Source organism: Agrobacterium leguminum (assembly GCF_005144435.2).
GTDB lineage: Bacteria > Pseudomonadota > Alphaproteobacteria > Rhizobiales > Rhizobiaceae > Agrobacterium > Agrobacterium leguminum.
Genome location: NZ_CP120211.1, coordinates 954469 through 971846, shown reverse-complemented (window position 1 = coordinate 971846; position 17378 = coordinate 954469). Strand labels below are relative to the sequence as shown.

Below are 17378 nucleotides of genomic sequence, written 5' to 3'. Positions count from 1 at the left end.
TCCGTCTTCAGCTCGCTCTTAGCCGAGCACCCTGTTCATCGCCGCCTCGATCGTCACGGTCTCCCGCTCGCCGGTCTTGCGATCCTTCACTTCGACTTCGCCATTCGCGACCGAACGCGGCCCGACGATGATCTGCAGCGGCACGCCGATCAGGTCGGCGGTGGCGAATTTCTGGCCTGCACGGTCGTCCGTGTCGTCGTAAAGAACATCCTTGCCGGCGTTGGAGAGCGAGTAATACAGCTTTTCGCAAGCCGCATCACAGGCAGCATCGCCAGCCTTCATGTTGATGATCACGACATCGAAGGGAGCGACCGAGGCCGGCCAGATGATTCCGTTCTCGTCATGCGATGCTTCAATGATGGCGGGAACAAGGCGTGTCGGCCCGATACCATAGGAACCCATGTGGACAGGGTGTTCCTTGCCATCCTTACCCTGCACTTTCGCGCCCATCGGCTCGGAATATTTGGTGCCGAAATAGAAGATGTGGCCGACTTCAATGCCGCGCGCGGAAAGGCGCTCGCCATCGGGAATGGCGTTATAGGCGGCTTCGTCATGCATTTCGGACGTGGCGGCATAATCGGCCGTCCACTCGTCGAATACGCCCTGCAGGGCCGCAACATCGTCGAAGTCGGTGTTTTCGGCGGGAATGGCGCGATCGAGGAAGCTCTTGTGGCAGAAGACTTCGGATTCGCCGGTATCGGCCAGAATGATGAATTCATGGCTGTGATTGCCGCCAATCGGGCCGGTATCGGCACGCATCGGAATGGCGCGCAGGCCAAGGCGCTCGAAGGTGCGCAGGTAAGCCACGAACATCTTGTTATAGGAATGGATCGCGTCTTCCTTGGTCAGATCGAAGGAATAGGCGTCCTTCATCAGGAACTCGCGCGAACGCATGGTGCCGAAACGCGGACGCACCTCGTCGCGGAACTTGAGCTGGATGTGATAGAGGTTCAGCGGCAGGTTCTTGTAGGACTTCACATAGGAACGGAAGATGTCGGTGATCATCTCCTCATTGGTGGGGCCGTAGAGCATCTGGCGGTCCTGACGGTCCTTGATGCGCAGCATTTCCTTGCCGTAGTCATCGTAACGACCGCTTTCCTGCCAGAGCTCGGCCGATTGCAGCGTCGGCATCAGAAGCTCGATGGCGCCGGAGCGGTCCTGCTCCTGACGGATGATCCGGTTGACCTTGTCCAGCACGCGCTTGCCGAGCGGCAGCCAGGAATAGATGCCAGCCGATTGCTGCCGGATCATACCGGCGCGCAGCATGAGGCGGTGAGAGACGATCTCCGCTTCCTTGGGGTTTTCCTTCAGGATGGGCATGAAATAACGGCTGAGACGCATGACGGCTTCCATTGATGCGGACGACAGCGCGCAAAGGCGCGGGAATCGCCCCGAATAGAGGGATATTGGCGCCGGATATAGCCGTTTCCGGCCCAGATGAAAACCCGCCATGAAAAGAGCGTTAAAGGCGATTTTGCGGTATTTTCGCGATAGCTAATTCGCGTCAAAACGCTTTGATCGGAATATTATTCTTGATCCGGTGCGACAAATTGCACCACGGAGAATTTTTTGCCGACTGTAACAAATATGCAAAAAATGAGATGACAAGCATGGGGCTTTGGGCTAGCTTTAGCTTACAAAAGAGGCAGGAAGTTTAAATTCTTGTCATTTTCGCGGTCAGTCTTGGGAGGATCAGATCTTAGGCGCGCTCGTCGCAGCCCCGGCAACGGTTACAGATCACGCGAAACCTGGAAAACAAGGCTGAAAGGCCTTGTTTTTTTTTGCTTCTACACAAAGAACCCCGCCCCGCCGCTATATTCCGGTAAAATTATGGCGGTGAATCAGGCACCGAGCACGTTCTTGCTGTGTGCACGACAGATATGACATCCATATGACAGAATCCCGGCCATATCCGCCGGAAACTGCCGCGACCATGGATTCACCGCCAGTCTGAGTGGGCAGATGCGCGCGGAACGGCGATCACCTGCGCAGCTTTTCAATCGAAAACGGGAATAATTCTCGGCAGGTCATCGAGGCTGACACCGAACCACCAGGTTCCGCCGTACCACAGCCCACAGATCAGGGCCGAGATCAGGGTCGTCCATAAAACGATCCGCCCGCCCTTGAACCTTGATGGCGCACTGGCAACCGTGCCCAGCGCCACATCGCCCTCCTCATCCTGAGTGCGCAGGCCAATCGGCAGCACGATGAAAAGCACCGTCCACCAGACGATGAAATAAACGGCGAAGGCCGAAAGAAGCGGCATGTGATCCTCCTGCACAATGGGCTTCTTGTAACGCATTCATCCGCAGATCGGAATCACTTCTCCGCAAGAAACCCTAAAAGAAAAACAGAAGGGCCGCGCTTTGCGGCACGGCCCTGGAATCATCGGGAAAGAGACAGACGCCCCGGCCGATTGCCGGTAAGCTCCCGGCTCAGACCTTGGTTACAAAAACCGTCACGATCGGCTTCTTGCCCCAGCTCTGGTTGGCGGCGGCGCGCACGGCGCGACGCACCGCTTCGCGCAGCAGATCCAGATCCTTGCGGCGGGCGCGCGGAATGCTTTCGACGGCGCCGAGCACGGCGTCATAAAGCGTGTCTTCCATCGCCTCGTCCTCGTCATCGAATTCCGGCAGACCGAAGGGCACCACATCGGGATCGCCGAGGAAATCGTAACGGCTATCCAGCACGACATTGACGGCCACATGGCCGGCGAAGGACAGCTTGCGGCGGTTGCTGATGCCCATCTCGTCCATATCACCGACGAGATTGCCATCCTTGAAGACCCGGCCATGCGGCACGTCGTCGATGACTTCCGCAGGACCCGGCGCAAGGCGCAGAACATTGCCGTTGCGCACCTTCGGCACCTGCGAGATGCCGGCCTGTTCGGCCAGTTCCTTCTGCGCCACCAGATGCGCCGCCTCGCCATGGACGGGCACGACGATCTGCGGCTTCGTCCATTCGTACATCTTCAGAAGTTCATTGCGGCGCGGATGGCCGGAGACATGCACCAGCGCCTCATTGTCGGTGACGATATGGACGCCCTGCTCGATGAGGCCGTTCTTGATATCGATGATCGCCTTCTCATTGCCGGGGATGGCGCGCGATGAGAACACCACCGTATCGCCGGAAGCCAGCGCCACATTGCGCATCTCGTCGCGCGAAAGCTTGGCGAGTGCGGCGCGCGGCTCGCCCTGCGAACCGGTCAGGATCAGCACCACCCGGTCGCGCGGAATATAGCCATATTCGTCTTCGGCGAGGAACGGCTTGATGCCTTCCATGATGCCGAGATCCTGAGAGACGTTGACGACGCGCTTCAGCGACGAGCCGAGCAACAGCACCTCGCGGCCGGCTGCTTCCGCGGCCTGCGCAATCGAGCGGATGCGACCGACATTGGAGGAGAAGGTGGTGACGGCCACACGACCCTCGGCATTTTCGATGATCTGCCGCAGGCCTTCGGAAACCTCGTGCTCCGAGGGCGACACACCATCGCGCACCGAATTGGTGCTGTCGCACATCAGCGCCAGCACGCCTTCTTCGCCGATAGCGCGGAAGCGGGCTTCATCCGTCAACGGACCGAGCGACGGGGCTTCGTCGATTTTCCAGTCACCGGTGTGGATGACATTGCCGAGCGGCGTGCGGATGACCAGCGACATCGGCTCCGGAATGGAGTGGTTGACACCGACAGCCTCGATTTCGAACGGACCGACATTGATGCGGTCGCCCGCCTTGAAGATCGTCACCGGAATTTCGGCACGCGTGCCTTCATAGGCGCGCTTGGCTTCCAGCATACCGGCGGTGAAGGGCGAGGCATAGACCGGCACGTTGAGGCCGGGCCAGAGATCGTTCAGCGCGCCGTAATGATCCTCATGGGCGTGGGTGATGATGATGCCCTTGAGGTTCTTTTTCTGCTCGGCGATATAGCTGATGTCAGGCAGTACCAGATCGACGCCCGGCAGATCCGGGCCGGCGAAGGTCACGCCGCAATCCACCATGATCCATTGGCGTTTGCTTTCCGGCCCGTAGCCGTAAAGCGCCAGATTCATGCCGATTTCACCCACGCCGCCAAGCGGCACAAAGACCAGTTCGTCCTGTTTAGCCATTATTTTTCTTATCCATTCACGAAAGCACGCAGGCGACGGCAATCTGCCGCGCCCGCCGCGCTCTTAAGCATCGGACCTGTTGAACCATCTGATCGACCGGGCCGATGCGGAACCGGTTTGTCACCCTGCTTTTCATGAGCCGCAGGAAAGCTCCAACCCGTCGAAAGCGGTTCGGCGCGGGCCTTCGGGTCGCGCCGTTCACCTCATCCGAAAAACACGTCGCCGGCGGCAATCGAGCGCCTCGCGCCCTCATCCTCATCCAGCAGCAGATAACCATTATCATCAATCCCGACGAAACGCCCGCCAATCGAACGGTCTGGGAAGTTGACGGTGATATGTTCGCCGATACCGCAGGCGGCGGCACGCCAGCCAGCCATGATGCCGGCAACGCCCCTGCCCTCGTCCCAATCCCCCAGCACCTCCGCCGTCTCGCGGAAAAGATGGGCGAACAATTCGTCGGGCGAGCAGGACGCCCCATGTTCGGAGAGCATGGTGACGGGGTAAAGCGGATTTTCCGGCTTATGGGCGATATTGATGCCGATGCCGATGACGATGGCGCGTCGGCCATCCGGCAGCAACTCCGCCTCCATCAGAATGCCGCAGGTCTTGCGGCGTCCGATCAGCACGTCATTCGGCCATTTGATTTCCAGCGGCTCACCACCCGTCGGCAGCACCGCGCGGATGGCGCGATAAACAGCCAGCGCGAAGGCAAGCGGCAGAGACCCTATACGGTCCATCGGAGCGGGATCGATCAGAAGAAGCGAAGCGTAAAGATTGCCAGGTTCGGAAACCCATGGACGGCCGCGACGGCCGCGTCCGCCAGTCTGGCGGATGGCGGTGATCCAAAGATTGCCGCCATCGCCCGCCCTTGCCTGGGCGAAACATTCCAGATTGGTCGATGGCGTTTCCGCCATCGCCTCGTGCCGGAAGTCATCGATGGACATCCGGCCCGTATGCTTGTGCGTGCTGCTCAAAAGAAGGTCTTCGCCGCAACTGTCACCGCGTTGCCGAGTGCACCGCCGAAGACGATGAAGGCGACAACGAAGAGGCCGGAAAGCGCGTAAACGACTTTGAGTTCGCCGGCGGGACGCTCGAATTTGTCCTTGGCTTCATCGAACCACATGACCTTGACGACGCGAATATAATAATAGGCGCCGACAACAGAGCCGATCACACCGATGATGGCGAGCGGATAGAGCTTCGCCTCGATGGCTGCGAGGAAGACATAATACTTGCCGAAGAAGCCGGCGAGCGGCGGGATGCCGGCAAGCGAGAACATCAGGATCGTCAGCACAACCGCCATGAAGGGGTTGGAGGAGGAAAGACCGGCCAGATCCTCGACAGTCTCGACATTGCCGATTTCCTTGCGGCGCATGGAGAGAATGCAGGCGAAGGTGCCGAGCGTCATGACCATATAAACGGTCATGTAGAGAATGACGCCGGCAACACCGGCTTCGGTGCCCGCAGCAAGACCGACCAGCGCATACCCCATGTGGCCGATGGAGGAATAAGCCATCAGGCGCTTGATGTTCTTCTGGCCGATTGCGGCAAAGGAGCCGAGCAGCATGGAGGCGATGGAGATGAACACGACGATCTGCTGCCAGTCGGCGAAGACCGGCTGGAACGCCTCGATGACGATGCGAACGAGGATCGCCATGGCGCCAATCTTCGGCGCAGCCGACAGGAACGCCGTTACCGGGGTCGGCGCACCTTCATAAACGTCCGGCGTCCACATGTGGAACGGCACGGCCGAAATCTTGAAGGCGAGACCGGCGAGAACGAACACCAGACCGAAGACCAGACCGAGCGAACGGGTTTCCGAGGCCAGAACCTGCGCGATTTCGGTGAAGCCGGTATTGCCGGTGAAGCCGTAGACCAGCGACATGCCGTAAAGCAGCATGCCGGAAGACAGCGCGCCGAGCACGAAATACTTCAGGCCCGCTTCCGTGGAGCGCAGGCTTTCCCGGTTGATGGCGCAGACGACGTAGAGCGCCAGCGACTGCAGTTCCAGCGCCATGTAAAGCGAGATCAGGTTGTTGGCCGAGATCATCAGCAGGATGCCAAGCGTCGCGAGGACCAGAAGCACCGGATATTCGAAACGGCCGATGGGTTCGAAACGGCCCTGACCGACGGCGAGGATCATGGCGGTGATCGAGCCGATCAGCGCCAGCACCTTCATGAAGTTGCCGAAGGCATCGGCGATGTAGACACCGCCGAAGGCCACACCCGAGGCGGGGGCAAAGATGATCCAGAGACCGACGACGAGCAGGAGGGCAACGGCAAGGCCGGTGACCGTCGTTGTCGACTTGTCGCCCGAGAAGACGCCAATCATGAGCAGCGCCAGCGCGCCGACCGCAAGGATCAGCTCGGGCGTCGCAATGTGCAGACTGGCAAAAAGGATTTCAGCGGTCATGTCCAACGGGTCCTGTCGTCAATTCATAGAGAGCGCAACATTTTGCGCCGCCTGCAATGCAGCCGTATAGTTGTTTACCACAAGATCGACCGATGCGGCTGTCGCATCGAACACCGGCGCCGGATAGACGCCGAAGAAGATCGTCAGCACAACCAGCGGATAAAGGATGACCTTTTCGCGGGTCGACAGATCGAGCATCGACTTCAGGCTTTCCTTCTCCAGCGCACCGAAGATCACGCGGCGGTAAAGCCACAGCGCATAAGCGGCCGAGAGGATGACGCCGGTTGCCGCAAACAGCGCGACCAGCGTGTTGGCGCGGAAGACGCCGATCAGCGTCAGGAATTCACCGACAAAGCCTGACGTGCCGGGCAGACCGACATTGGCCATGGTGAAGATCATGAAGGCGACGGCATATTTCGGCATGTTGTTGACGAGGCCGCCATAGGCCGCGATCTCGCGGGTATGCAGGCGGTCGTAGACAACGCCGACGCAGAGGAAGAGCGCGCCGGAGACGATGCCGTGCGACAGCATCTGGAAGATTGCGCCCTGCACGCCCTGAACGTTGGCGGCGAAGATGCCCATGGTCACGTAACCCATGTGGGCGACGGAGGAATAGGCAATCAGCTTCTTGATATCGTCCTGCATCATCGCGACCAGTGAGGTGTAGATGATGGCGAGAACCGACAGCGTGAAGACGAAGGGGGCGAAATAATCAGACGCCAGCGGAAACATCGACAGCGAGAAGCGGATGAAACCGTAACCGCCGAGCTTCAGCATGACGCCGGCAAGGATGACGGAGCCTGCGGTCGGCGCCTGAACGTGGGCATCCGGCAGCCAGGTGTGCACCGGCCACATCGGCATCTTGACCGAGAAGGCCGCGAAACAGGCAAGCCAGAGCCAGGTCTGCATGCCGGCCGGGAAGCCGTATTTCAACAGTTCCGTCATGTCGGTCGTGCCGGCCTGCCAGTACATGGCCATGATGGCGAGCATGGTGAGAACCGAGCCGAGCAGCGTGTAGAGAAAGAACTTGTAAGATGCGTAAACGCGATCCTTGCCGCCCCAGACGCCGATGATGATGAACATCGGGATCAGCGTCGCTTCGAAGAAGACGTAGAAGAGAACCGTATCCAGCGCCACGAAGACGCCGACCATGACGACTTCCAGCAGCAGGAAGGCGATCATGTATTCCTTGACGCGCTTCTCGATCGAATCCCAGCTTGCCAGCACGCAGAAGGGCATGAGGAAGGTGGTGAGGATGACGAACAGCATGGAGATACCGTCCACGCCCAGATGATAGGCGGCGATGTTGCCGAACCAGGCGTGTTTTTCCACCATCTGGAAACCGGGGTTCGAATTGTCGAAACCGATCCAGACGAACAGCGACACCAGGAAGGTGAAAACGGTCGTCAGCAGCGAGACATTGAGAATGTTGCGGCGACCGTAGGGGCCGTTCTCATTCGTCAGAAGCAGGAGCACCACGCCGACGAGCGGCAGAAAGGTGACCGTTGAAAGAATGGGCCAATCGGTCATCAGAGGGCACTCCCGAGCATCATCCAGGTGACAAGCGCCGCGATGCCGATCAGCATCGCAAAGGCATAATGATAGAGGTAACCGGATTGCAGGCGGACCATGCGGTTGGTCACGTCAACCACACGCGCTGCAATGCCGTTCGGTCCATAATGGTCGATGACGGCGACGTCGCCCTTCTTCCACAGGAAGCGACCGAGCGCCTTGGCGGAACGAACGAAGAGGAAATCGTAGAGTTCGTCGAAGTACCACTTGTTCAAGAGGAACTGGTAGAGGCCGCGATGGGTCTCGGCCAGACGCTTCGGCGTCTCCGGCGACTTGATGTACATGTACCAGGCGGTCACGAAACCAAGCGCCATGGCGAAGAACGGACTCCACTTCACCCACAGCGGCACGTGGTGGAATTCCTCGAGGATTTCGTTTTCCGGAAGCGTGAACAGCGCGCCCTTCCAGAATTCGGCATATTCATGGCCGAAGAAATAACCTTCGAAGGCCACACCGGCAAAGATCGCTCCGACCGTGAGGATGAAGAGCGGGATCAGCATGACCATCGGCGATTCATGCACATGGTGCATGACGTCGGCGGAAGCGCGCGGCTTGCCGAAGAAGGTCATGAAGGCCAGACGCCAGGAGTAGAAGCTGGTGAACAGGGCCGCGATGACCAGCAGCGTAAAGGCGACGCCGGAGAGAACCGAATGGGACGCATAAGCGGATTCGATGATGACGTCCTTCGAGAAGAAGCCGGCAAAACCGATCATCGTGCCCGGAATACCAACGCCGGTCAGCGCCAGCGTGCCAACAGTCATGGTCCAGAAGGTGATGGGGATATGCTTGCGCAGGCCACCCATGTAACGCATGTCCTGCTCGCCATCGACGGCATGGATGACCGAGCCGGCGCACAAGAACAGCAGGGCCTTGAAGAAGGCGTGCGTGAAGAGGTGGAACACGGCAGCGCCATAAGCACCGACGCCGAGCGCCACGAACATGTAACCGAGCTGCGAGCAGGTTGAATAGGCGATGACGCGCTTGATGTCGTTCTGCACGAGGCCGACGGTTGCCGCGAAGAAGGCGGTGATCGCGCCGATCAGCGTCACGACGGTCAGCGCATCATGCGACAGTTCGAAGAGCGGCGACATGCGGGCGACGAGGAAGACGCCGGCGGTGACCATGGTTGCGGCGTGAATGAGGGCAGACACCGGGGTCGGGCCTTCCATCGCGTCCGGCAGCCAGGTGTGCAGCAGGAACTGCGCCGATTTACCCATCGCGCCCATGAAGAGCAGCAGGCAGACGCCCGTCATCGCATTGGCCTTGTCCAGCTGCATGCCGAACAGGTTGATAACGGTTTCCGAGGAGGCAGCGCCTTCAGCCGGCAGATAGGTCGCAGCGGCAGCGAAGATCGTTTCGAAATTGATCGAGCCGAACAGCACGAACACGCCGCCAATGCCGAGAATGAAGCCGAAGTCACCGACGCGGTTGACGATGAAGGCCTTCATGGCGGCGGCCGATGCGGACGGCTTCTTGAACCAGAAACCGATCAGCAGATAGGATGCCAGACCCACGCCTTCCCAGCCGAAGAACATCTGCAGCAGGTTGTCGGAGGTCACCAGCATCAGCATGGCGAAGGTGAAGAGCGACAGATAGGCGAAGAAACGCGGACGATGCGGATCGTGATGCATGTATCCGATCGAATAGAGATGCACCAGCGTCGAGACCGTGTTGACGACGACGAACATGACGGCCGTCAACGTATCGATGCGGAACGCCCATTCGACGTCGATGCCGCCGGACTGGATCCAGCGCAGCACGGTGACCTTGATCACCTCGCCCGGCTCGCCATGGGCGAGCGCGACGGTGAAGAACACGATCCACGACAGGATGGCGACCACGATCATCAGACCGGTGGTGACATATTCCGAAGCCTTGGCGCCGATGGAGCGACCGAACAGGCCGGCGATCAGGAAGCCGATCAGTGGAAGAAAGACGATAGCCTTGTAGATCATAGCCTTATCAGCCCTTCATCATATTGACGTCTTCGACGGCGATCGATCCGCGGTTGCGGTAGAAGACAACGAGTATTGCAAGACCGATGGCCGCTTCGGCGGCTGCGACGGTCAGAATGAACAAAGCGAAGACCTGGCCGACGATATCGTTCAGGAAGGCCGAGAAGGCCACCATGTTGATGTTGACCGCAAGCAGGATGAGTTCGATCGACATAAGGATGACGATGACGTTCTTCCGGTTGAGGAAGATGCCGAAGACGCCGATCGTGAAGAGGATCGCGCTGACCGTCAGGTAGTGGGAAAGACCGATTTCCATGTTCTGTTTCCTTGGATCCGTTCGCGCCTCAGATGCCCTGGCCCGGCTTGACCTTGACCGTGGTAACGGCGGTCTTCGGGTCACGGCCGACCTGCGTGGAGATATCCTGCCGCTTGATGTCGGTGCGATGACGCAGCGTCAGCACGATGGCACCGATCATGGCCACCAGCAGCACGAGGCCGGCGAGCTGGAAGAAGTAGACGTAATTGGTATAGAGCACGTCGCCGAGTGCGGCCGTATTGGTGCGTTCGGTGACAGGCGGGATCGGCATGGTGATGGACTTGGCCGCAATCGGGTTCAGCATGCTGCCGCCGACCACGACGATCAGTTCCGCCGCCAGGATGACACCGATCAGCGCCCCGACCGGGGCATATTGCAGCACGCCCGAGCGAAGCTCGGCGAAATCCACATCCAGCATCATGACGACGAAGAGGAAGAGCACCGCCACGGCGCCGACATAAACCACCAGCAGGATCATGCCGAGGAACTCGGCGCCCGTCAGCAGGAACAGCGCGGCTGCGTTGAAGAAGGTCAAAATCAGAAACAGCACCGAATGAACAGGGTTCTTCGATGCAATGACCATGAACGCAGACGCCACGGCGACGAAAGCGAATATATAAAAGAATACAGCGTGCAGACCCATGTTGGTGCCTTCTTGTCCTCATCGGGCAAAGATGGCTCGAAGGCCCCTCACCCGTTTCGTCCCCGCCGGCGAAAACCGCGCAGGCATTTTACTTTTCATCGCTCTCCGGGGTTTCCCCCGGAAAGACGGTTGCGCCTTAACGGTAAGGCGCATCCAGTGCGAGGTTGCGTGCGATTTCACGCTCCCAGCGGTCGCCATTGTCGAGAAGCTTCTCCTTGTCGAAATAAAGCTCCTCGCGGGTTTCCGTCGCGAATTCGAAGTTCGGGCCTTCGACAATGGCATCCACCGGGCAGGCTTCCTGGCAGAAGCCGCAATAGATGCACTTCACCATGTCGATATCGTAACGCACCGTCCGGCGGGTGCCGTCATTGCGGCGCGGGCCAGCTTCGATGGTGATCGCCTGAGCGGGACAGATCGCTTCACACAGCTTGCAGGCGATGCAGCGCTCTTCACCGTTCGGATAACGGCGCAGCGCGTGCTCACCACGGAAACGCGGAGAGACCGGGCCCTTTTCGAAAGGATAGTTCACCGTTGCCTTCTGTTTGAAGAAGTGGCGCATCGTGAGCAGGATCGCGCCCACGAACTCCTTGAGGAACAGTGAATTGACGGCTTGGGAGAGGCTTGCCATCTCAGTCTCCAGATTTCTGAGCGAGGAGTACGGACATCAACCGGCCCACCCCGTCAGCTTCAATACGAATGCAACAATAACGACCATGGCGAGCGACAGCGGCAGGAACACCTTCCAGCCGAGACGCATGAGCTGGTCATAACGGTAACGCGGAACGAAAGCCTTGGTCAGAGCGATCATGAAGAAGACCATGCAGCCCTTCAGCGCGAACCAAACAATGCCCGGAACCCAGTTCAGGAACCATACATCCACGATCGGCAGCCAGCCGCCCATGAACAGGATCGTCGTCAGGCAGCAGATCAGGACAATCGCAGCATATTCGCCGAGCATGAACATCATGTAAGGCGTGGAGCCATATTCGACCATGTGACCGGCAACCAGTTCCGATTCCGCTTCCGGAAGGTCGAAGGGCGGGCGGTTGGTTTCGGCAAGGCCGGAAATGAAGAACACGATGAACATCGGGAACAGCGACAGCCAGTGCCAGTCGAGGAACGAGGCCGGCAGGCCGAGCATGGTGCCGAGGCCGGTCTTCTGGGCCAGAACGATGTCCGTCAGGTTCAGCGAACCGACGCAGAGCAGAACGGTGACGATGACGAGGCCGATCGACACTTCGTAGGACACCATCTGCGCGGCAGAACGCAGCGCGCCGAGGAACGGGTACTTCGAGTTCGAAGCCCAGCCGCCCATGATGATGCCGTATACTTCAAGCGAGGAAATCGCGAAGATATAGAGAATGCCGACATTGATATTGGCGACGACCCAGCCCTCATTGAAGGGAATGACGGCGTAGGTGGCGAGCGCCAGCGTCACGGCGACCAGCGGCGCCAGAAGGAAAACGGCCTTGTTGGCGCCGGCCGGAATGACAGGCTCCTTCAAGATGAACTTCAAAAGGTCGGCGAAGGACTGGAAGAGACCGAAGGGACCAACGACGTTCGGACCACGGCGCAGCTGCACCGCCGCCCAGACCTTGCGGTCGGCAAGCAGCAGGAACGCGATAGACACCAGAAGGCAAACGAGAAGCAGCAGGGACTGGCCGACCATGATCAGCGCGGGCCAGACGTAGCTCCAGAAAAACTGTTCCATAAATCCCCTACCCTTACTCTGCCGCAGCCTGGAAATTGTTGCGGGCCAATGCGGAGCACTCGGCCATGACGGCGGATGCGCGCGCAATCGGGTTCGTCAAATAAAAGTCTTTTACCGGCGAGGCAAACGCCGACTTGTTGAGCGAGCCGGCCTTGCCAGCCAGTGCTTCGATATCCGTGGCCTTGCCGGCGACGATCTCGTCGGTCTCCGCCAGATGCGGATACGCGACATAGAGCTGGCCGCGGAGCGCCGACAGCGAATCGAACGGCAGCTTCTTGCCGAGCACGTCGGACAGCGCACGCAGGATCGCCCAGTCTTCGCGGGCTTCGCCCGGTGCGAAACCGGCGCGGTTGCCCACCTGCACGCGGCCTTCGGTGTTGACCCAGATACCGGATTTTTCGGTATAGGCCGCACCCGGAAGGATGACGTCGGCGTTCATCGCGCCCTGATCGCCATGGCTGCCGATATAGACGGTGAACTTGGCGCCCTTGTTCGACAGGTCGAGTTCATCGGCGCCGAGCAGGAAGAGAACATCCATGGAGGCGACCATATCAGCGGCGGCAACACCGCCCTCGCCCGGCACGAAGCCGATATCGAGACCGCCCACGCGGGCAGCGGCGGTGTGCAGAACCGAGAAGCCGTTCCACTCTTCGGTGACAGCACCTACCGAGGTAGCGAGCTTGGCAGCGGCAGCCAGTACGGCTGCGCCATCGGCGCGCGCCAGCGCACCCTGACCGATGATGATCAGCGGGTTCTTGGCGGATTTCAGCTTGTCGATGAAGCTGTGCGAGCCATTGGCCAGATCGGACAGCGTTTCAGCGCCGGAACCGAGATATTCGTAATTGTAGCGCAGTTCGCCGGCTTCACCGATCACGCCGATCGGGAAACCGCCGCGACGCCAGCGCTTGCGGATGCGGGCGTTGAGCACGGCCGCTTCGTAGCGCGGGTTGGAACCAACGATCAGCAGGGCGTCGGCCTGTTCGATACCTTCGATGGTGGAATTGAAGATGTAGCTGGCGCGGCCGAGCGAAGGATCGAGTGCAGCGCCATCCTGACGGCAATCCACATTGGCCGAGCCGAGCGACGCCAGAAGCGACTTCAGCGCGAACATTTCTTCGACGGAGGCCAGATCGCCGGCAATCGCACCGATCTTTTGGCCGGAGGTCGCGGCAACCGCCTGCTTGATAGCGCCGAAGGCTTCACCCCAGCTTGCGGGCTGCAGACGGCCATCCTTGCGGACGTAAGGGCGGTCGAGACGCTGTGTCTTCAGGCCGTCCCAGATGAAACGGCTCTTGTCGGAAATCCACTCTTCATTGATCGCCTCGTTGACACGCGGCATGACGCGCATGACTTCGCGGCCACGGGTATCGACGCGGATGGCCGAACCGAGCGCGTCCATCACATCGATGGTTTCGGTCTTGTTCAGTTCCCACGGACGGGCGGTGAAGGCGAAAGGCTTGGAGGTGAGCGCGCCGACCGGGCAGAGGTCAACGACGTTGCCCTGCAGCTCCGACGTCATGGCCTGCTCGAGATAGGTGGTGATTTCGGCATCTTCGCCGCGGCCGATGAGGCCGAGTTCGGCAATGCCGGCCACTTCCGTGGTGAAACGGACGCAGCGTGTGCAGTGGATGCAGCGGTTCATGACCGTCTTGACGAGCGGTCCGATATATTTGTCTTCAACCGCGCGCTTGTTTTCCGCGTAACGCGAACCGGCGATACCGAAGGCCATGGCCTGGTCCTGCAGGTCGCATTCGCCGCCCTGGTCGCAGATCGGGCAATCAAGCGGATGGTTGATGAGCAGGAATTCCATCACGCCTTCGCGGGCCTTCTTGACCATCGGCGTGTTGGTGAAAACCTCAGGCAATTCGCCGTTCGGGCCGCCGCGAACGTCGCGAACACCCATGGCGCAGGATGCGGCGGGCTTGGGCGGTCCGCCCTTCACCTCGATAAGACACATGCGGCAGTTACCCGCGACCGACAAGCGCTCATGAAAACAAAAGCGCGGAACTTCGGCACCAGCCTCCTCGCACGCCTGCAACAGCGTGAAATGATCCGGAACCTCGATCTCTTTACCGTCAACCTTGAGCTTTGCCATGGTCCTACTTACGTCCTGTTGCCTGTTCGTCCCATGTCTCACACGGTCCGCAACAAATCCTTAATCGCGTCCGGCACTCATATCGTCTGCCAGACGCTTCATGGTGTCGCGAGGCCGGAAAACTCCGGCTCCGCCTGAAGCCTTATTGCTTATTCAGCGGCTTCCAGAACAGCGCCATCATCCATGGCCCTGTAGGTATATTGGTCGATGCGCTTTTCGATTTCCGGACGGAAATTGCGGATCAGCGCCTGTACCGGCCATGCGGCGGCGTCGCCAAGCGCACAGATGGTGTGGCCTTCGATCTGCTTCGTCACTTCGAACAGCATGTCGATTTCGCGCTTCTGGGCGTTGCCCTTGACCATGCGCTCCAGCACGCGCCACATCCAGCCGGTGCCTTCGCGGCACGGCGTGCACTGGCCGCAGCTTTCATGCTTGAAGAAGGCCGCGATGCGGGCAATCGCCTTGATGACGTCGGTGGACTTGTCCATGACGATCATGCCGCCGGTGCCGAAGGAAGACTTCACTTCGCGCATGCCGTCGAAATCCATGATGGCGTCCTTCATGTCCTCACCACGAACGATGGGGCAGGATGCGCCGCCGGGGATGACGCCAAGCAGATTGTCCCAACCACCGCGAATGCCACCGCAATGGTGTTCGATCAGCTCGCGGAAGGAGAGGCCCAGCGCGTCTTCGAAGGTACAGGGACGCTCGACATGGCCGGAGACCATGAACAGCTTGGTGCCGACATTGTTCGGACGGCCGATGGACGAGAACCAGGCCGCACCGCGACGCAGGATGGTCGGCGCAACGGCGATGGATTCGACGTTGTTGACGGTCGTTGGGCAGCCATAAAGACCCATATTGGCCGGGAACGGCGGTTTCAGGCGCGGCTGGCCCTTCTTGCCTTCGAGGCTTTCGAGCAGAGCCGTCTCTTCGCCGCAGATATAGGCGCCGGCGCCGTGATGGACATAGATGTCGAAATCCCAGCCGTTCTTGTTGTTCTTGCCGAGCAGGCCGGCATCGTAGCACTCATCGATGGCCGCCTGCAGCGCTTCACGCTCACGCATATATTCGCCGCGCACGTAGATATAGGCGGTATGCGCGCCCATGGCGAAACCGGCGATCACGCAGCCTTCGATCAGCGTATGCGGATCGTTGCGCAGGATTTCGCGGTCCTTGCAGGTGCCGGGCTCGGATTCGTCGGCATTGACGACGAGATAATGCGGGCGGCCGTCATTTTCCTTCGGCATGAAGGACCACTTGAGACCCGTGGGGAAGCCAGCGCCGCCGCGACCGCGGAGGCCGGAAGCCTTCATCTCGTTGATGATCCAGTCACGGCCCTTTTCGATGATCTGCTTGGTGCCGTCCCAGTGGCCGCGCGCTCTCACGCCCTTCAGGGACTTGTCCTTGAGGCCGTAGAGATTGGTAAAGATGCGATCCTGATCTTTTAACATGCTTCACCTCTTACCGCGGCTTCTTGCCGAAGACCTTGATATACTCGGCTTCGCCACCCTTGGCGAGCGCCTCGGCCTGCTTGATCCACTCGTCGCGTTCGATGCGGCCCTTGAAATTCAGATAACCGTCGACCCAGTCGCATTCGGCCTTTTTCCAGCCGGCGATCTGCGCATAGGTAAAGATGCCGAGCTCGTGCAGCGTGCCTTCGATCTTCGGACCGACGCCGGAAATGAGCTTCAGGTCGTCGGGCGTTGCGGGCTTTTCGATGCCGGCCGGACGATCCTTGGAATCGAGCGACGGCTTCGCAGATCCAGAAGCTTCCTTTTCGGCGGTCTTCACATTCGCTTCGGCAGCCTTCGGCGCGGTCGCCGGCGTCTTCAGCTTCGGATCGGTTTCCGGGGCGTCCGTCTTCGGCTTGGCGGCGTTGGACGGCGGAACCGGCGCGGCGTCCGCAGCCACTTCGGCCGGCTTGTCGAGATTGGAGCGATCCGGCTTGATCTCTTCCGTCAGCGTCGTCAGGCCGCCGACCGGGACCGACTGGTGACGGTCGATCTGCGGGCCAGTCTTGACGGTGTCGCCCTTGCCTGCCTCGAACGTATCGATGATCTCTTCCAGACGCTCGGGCGTCAGGTCCTCATAGGCGTCCTTGAAGATGATGACCATCGGCGCGTTGACGCAGGCGCCCTGACATTCCACTTCTTCCCAGGAGAGCGTGCCGCTCTCATTGGTGTGCAGCGGATCGTGGTGGATCTTCTTGCGGCAGACATCCATCAGCGCTTCCGAGCCGCGCAGCATGCAGGGCGTGGTGCCGCAAACCTGAACGTGGGCGCGCGTGCCGACCGGCTTCAGCTGGAACTGGGTATAGAAGGTCGCCACTTCCATGACGCGGATATAGGCCATATCCAGCATGTCGGCGATTTTCTCGATGGCGGCGCGGGTAACCCAGCCGTCCTGCTCCTGCGCGCGCATGAGCAGCGGGATGACCGCCGATTGCTGGCGTCCCTCGGGATATTTCAGAATCGTCTTTTCCGCCCATGCGGTATTTTCCGCATTGAAGGCAAACGCCACGGGCTGGAACTGATCTTCGGCTAGTCGACGAACGGACATACTTCCTC

Annotated in this window: 14 protein-coding genes; all 14 read right to left on the bottom strand. The window is 59.9% G+C overall.

Going from position 1 to position 17378, the window contains the following annotated elements; all coding sequences use genetic code 11:
* Nucleotides 1-18 precede the first annotated feature (18 nt).
* On the bottom strand, nucleotides 19-1341 hold the full coding sequence (gene proS, locus CFBP4996_RS04795; RefSeq protein WP_003521508.1) for a proline--tRNA ligase: 1323 nt from the start codon (nucleotides 1339-1341) through the stop codon (nucleotides 19-21).
* A 655-nt stretch (nucleotides 1342-1996) separates the two neighbouring features.
* The gene (locus tag CFBP4996_RS04790) at nucleotides 1997-2302 is read right to left on the bottom strand and encodes a DUF1467 family protein (protein WP_003521509.1); all 306 of its coding nucleotides are present in this window, start codon (nucleotides 2300-2302) and stop codon (nucleotides 1997-1999) included.
* 133 nt (nucleotides 2303-2435) lie between these two features.
* Entirely contained in the window at nucleotides 2436-4103 is a 1668-nt protein-coding gene (locus tag CFBP4996_RS04785; RefSeq protein ID WP_003521510.1) for a ribonuclease J, read from the bottom strand.
* A gap of 203 nt (nucleotides 4104-4306) precedes the next feature.
* A complete protein-coding gene (locus CFBP4996_RS04780; RefSeq protein WP_035262833.1) occupies nucleotides 4307-5047 on the bottom strand; it encodes a biotin--[acetyl-CoA-carboxylase] ligase in 741 nt (246 codons plus the stop codon).
* A gap of 26 nt (nucleotides 5048-5073) precedes the next feature.
* Nucleotides 5074-6516, bottom strand: a complete 1443-nt coding sequence (gene nuoN, locus CFBP4996_RS04775; RefSeq protein ID WP_003521512.1) for an NADH-quinone oxidoreductase subunit NuoN — start codon at nucleotides 6514-6516, stop codon at nucleotides 5074-5076.
* 18 nt (nucleotides 6517-6534) lie between these two features.
* On the bottom strand, nucleotides 6535-8046 hold the full coding sequence (locus CFBP4996_RS04770; RefSeq protein WP_080852207.1) for an NADH-quinone oxidoreductase subunit M: 1512 nt from the start codon (nucleotides 8044-8046) through the stop codon (nucleotides 6535-6537).
* Nucleotides 8046-10043, bottom strand: coding sequence for an NADH-quinone oxidoreductase subunit L (gene nuoL, locus CFBP4996_RS04765; protein WP_035261474.1), 1998 nt, complete (start codon nucleotides 10041-10043; stop codon nucleotides 8046-8048). The genes CFBP4996_RS04770 and nuoL overlap by 1 nt, the downstream gene beginning before the upstream one ends.
* 7 nt (nucleotides 10044-10050) lie before the next feature.
* Nucleotides 10051-10359: an NADH-quinone oxidoreductase subunit NuoK gene (gene nuoK, locus CFBP4996_RS04760; RefSeq protein WP_003521516.1), complete on the bottom strand. Its 309-nt coding sequence runs from the start codon at nucleotides 10357-10359 to the stop codon at nucleotides 10051-10053.
* 28 nt (nucleotides 10360-10387) lie between these two features.
* Nucleotides 10388-11002 (bottom strand): NADH-quinone oxidoreductase subunit J, encoded by a 615-nt coding sequence (locus tag CFBP4996_RS04755; protein ID WP_003521517.1) that lies wholly within the window; start codon nucleotides 11000-11002, stop codon nucleotides 10388-10390.
* Between the two features lie 136 nt (nucleotides 11003-11138).
* Entirely contained in the window at nucleotides 11139-11630 is a 492-nt protein-coding gene (gene nuoI, locus CFBP4996_RS04750) for an NADH-quinone oxidoreductase subunit NuoI (protein ID WP_080852210.1), read from the bottom strand.
* A gap of 36 nt (nucleotides 11631-11666) precedes the next feature.
* On the bottom strand, nucleotides 11667-12713 hold the full coding sequence (gene nuoH, locus CFBP4996_RS04745) for an NADH-quinone oxidoreductase subunit NuoH (RefSeq protein ID WP_003521518.1): 1047 nt from the start codon (nucleotides 12711-12713) through the stop codon (nucleotides 11667-11669).
* A 13-nt stretch (nucleotides 12714-12726) separates the two neighbouring features.
* The gene (nuoG, locus tag CFBP4996_RS04740) at nucleotides 12727-14808 is read right to left on the bottom strand and encodes an NADH-quinone oxidoreductase subunit NuoG (RefSeq protein WP_080852211.1); all 2082 of its coding nucleotides are present in this window, start codon (nucleotides 14806-14808) and stop codon (nucleotides 12727-12729) included.
* A gap of 149 nt (nucleotides 14809-14957) precedes the next feature.
* The gene (gene nuoF / locus CFBP4996_RS04735; protein WP_020012329.1) at nucleotides 14958-16262 is read right to left on the bottom strand and encodes an NADH-quinone oxidoreductase subunit NuoF; all 1305 of its coding nucleotides are present in this window, start codon (nucleotides 16260-16262) and stop codon (nucleotides 14958-14960) included.
* A gap of 10 nt (nucleotides 16263-16272) precedes the next feature.
* On the bottom strand, nucleotides 16273-17370 hold the full coding sequence (locus tag CFBP4996_RS04730) for an NADH-quinone oxidoreductase subunit E (RefSeq protein ID WP_080852212.1): 1098 nt from the start codon (nucleotides 17368-17370) through the stop codon (nucleotides 16273-16275).
* Nucleotides 17371-17378 lie beyond the last annotated feature (8 nt).

Bases quoted from the DNA above. Each gene is read 5' to 3' on its own strand.
- nuoK (WP_003521516.1), bottom strand. From the start codon at position 10,359: ATGGAAATCGGTCTTTCCCACTACCTGACGGTCAGCGCGATCCTCTTC.
- CFBP4996_RS04730 (WP_080852212.1), bottom strand. From the start codon at position 17,370: ATGTCCGTTCGTCGACTAGCCGAAGATCAGTTCCAGCCCGTGGCGTTT.
- CFBP4996_RS04780 (WP_035262833.1), bottom strand. From the start codon at position 5,047: ATGTCCATCGATGACTTCCGGCACGAGGCGATGGCGGAAACGCCATCG.
- nuoI (WP_080852210.1), bottom strand. From the start codon at position 11,630: ATGGCAAGCCTCTCCCAAGCCGTCAATTCACTGTTCCTCAAGGAGTTC.
- nuoF (WP_020012329.1), bottom strand. From the start codon at position 16,262: ATGTTAAAAGATCAGGATCGCATCTTTACCAATCTCTACGGCCTCAAG.
- CFBP4996_RS04790 (WP_003521509.1), bottom strand. From the start codon at position 2,302: ATGCGTTACAAGAAGCCCATTGTGCAGGAGGATCACATGCCGCTTCTT.
- proS (WP_003521508.1), bottom strand. From the start codon at position 1,341: ATGCGTCTCAGCCGTTATTTCATGCCCATCCTGAAGGAAAACCCCAAG.
- nuoG (WP_080852211.1), bottom strand. From the start codon at position 14,808: ATGGCAAAGCTCAAGGTTGACGGTAAAGAGATCGAGGTTCCGGATCAT.
- CFBP4996_RS04785 (WP_003521510.1), bottom strand. From the start codon at position 4,103: ATGGCTAAACAGGACGAACTGGTCTTTGTGCCGCTTGGCGGCGTGGGT.
- nuoL (WP_035261474.1), bottom strand. From the start codon at position 10,043: ATGATCTACAAGGCTATCGTCTTTCTTCCACTGATCGGCTTCCTGATC.
- nuoH (WP_003521518.1), bottom strand. From the start codon at position 12,713: ATGGAACAGTTTTTCTGGAGCTACGTCTGGCCCGCGCTGATCATGGTC.
- CFBP4996_RS04770 (WP_080852207.1), bottom strand. From the start codon at position 8,046: ATGACCGATTGGCCCATTCTTTCAACGGTCACCTTTCTGCCGCTCGTC.
- CFBP4996_RS04755 (WP_003521517.1), bottom strand. From the start codon at position 11,002: ATGGGTCTGCACGCTGTATTCTTTTATATATTCGCTTTCGTCGCCGTG.
- nuoN (WP_003521512.1), bottom strand. From the start codon at position 6,516: ATGACCGCTGAAATCCTTTTTGCCAGTCTGCACATTGCGACGCCCGAG.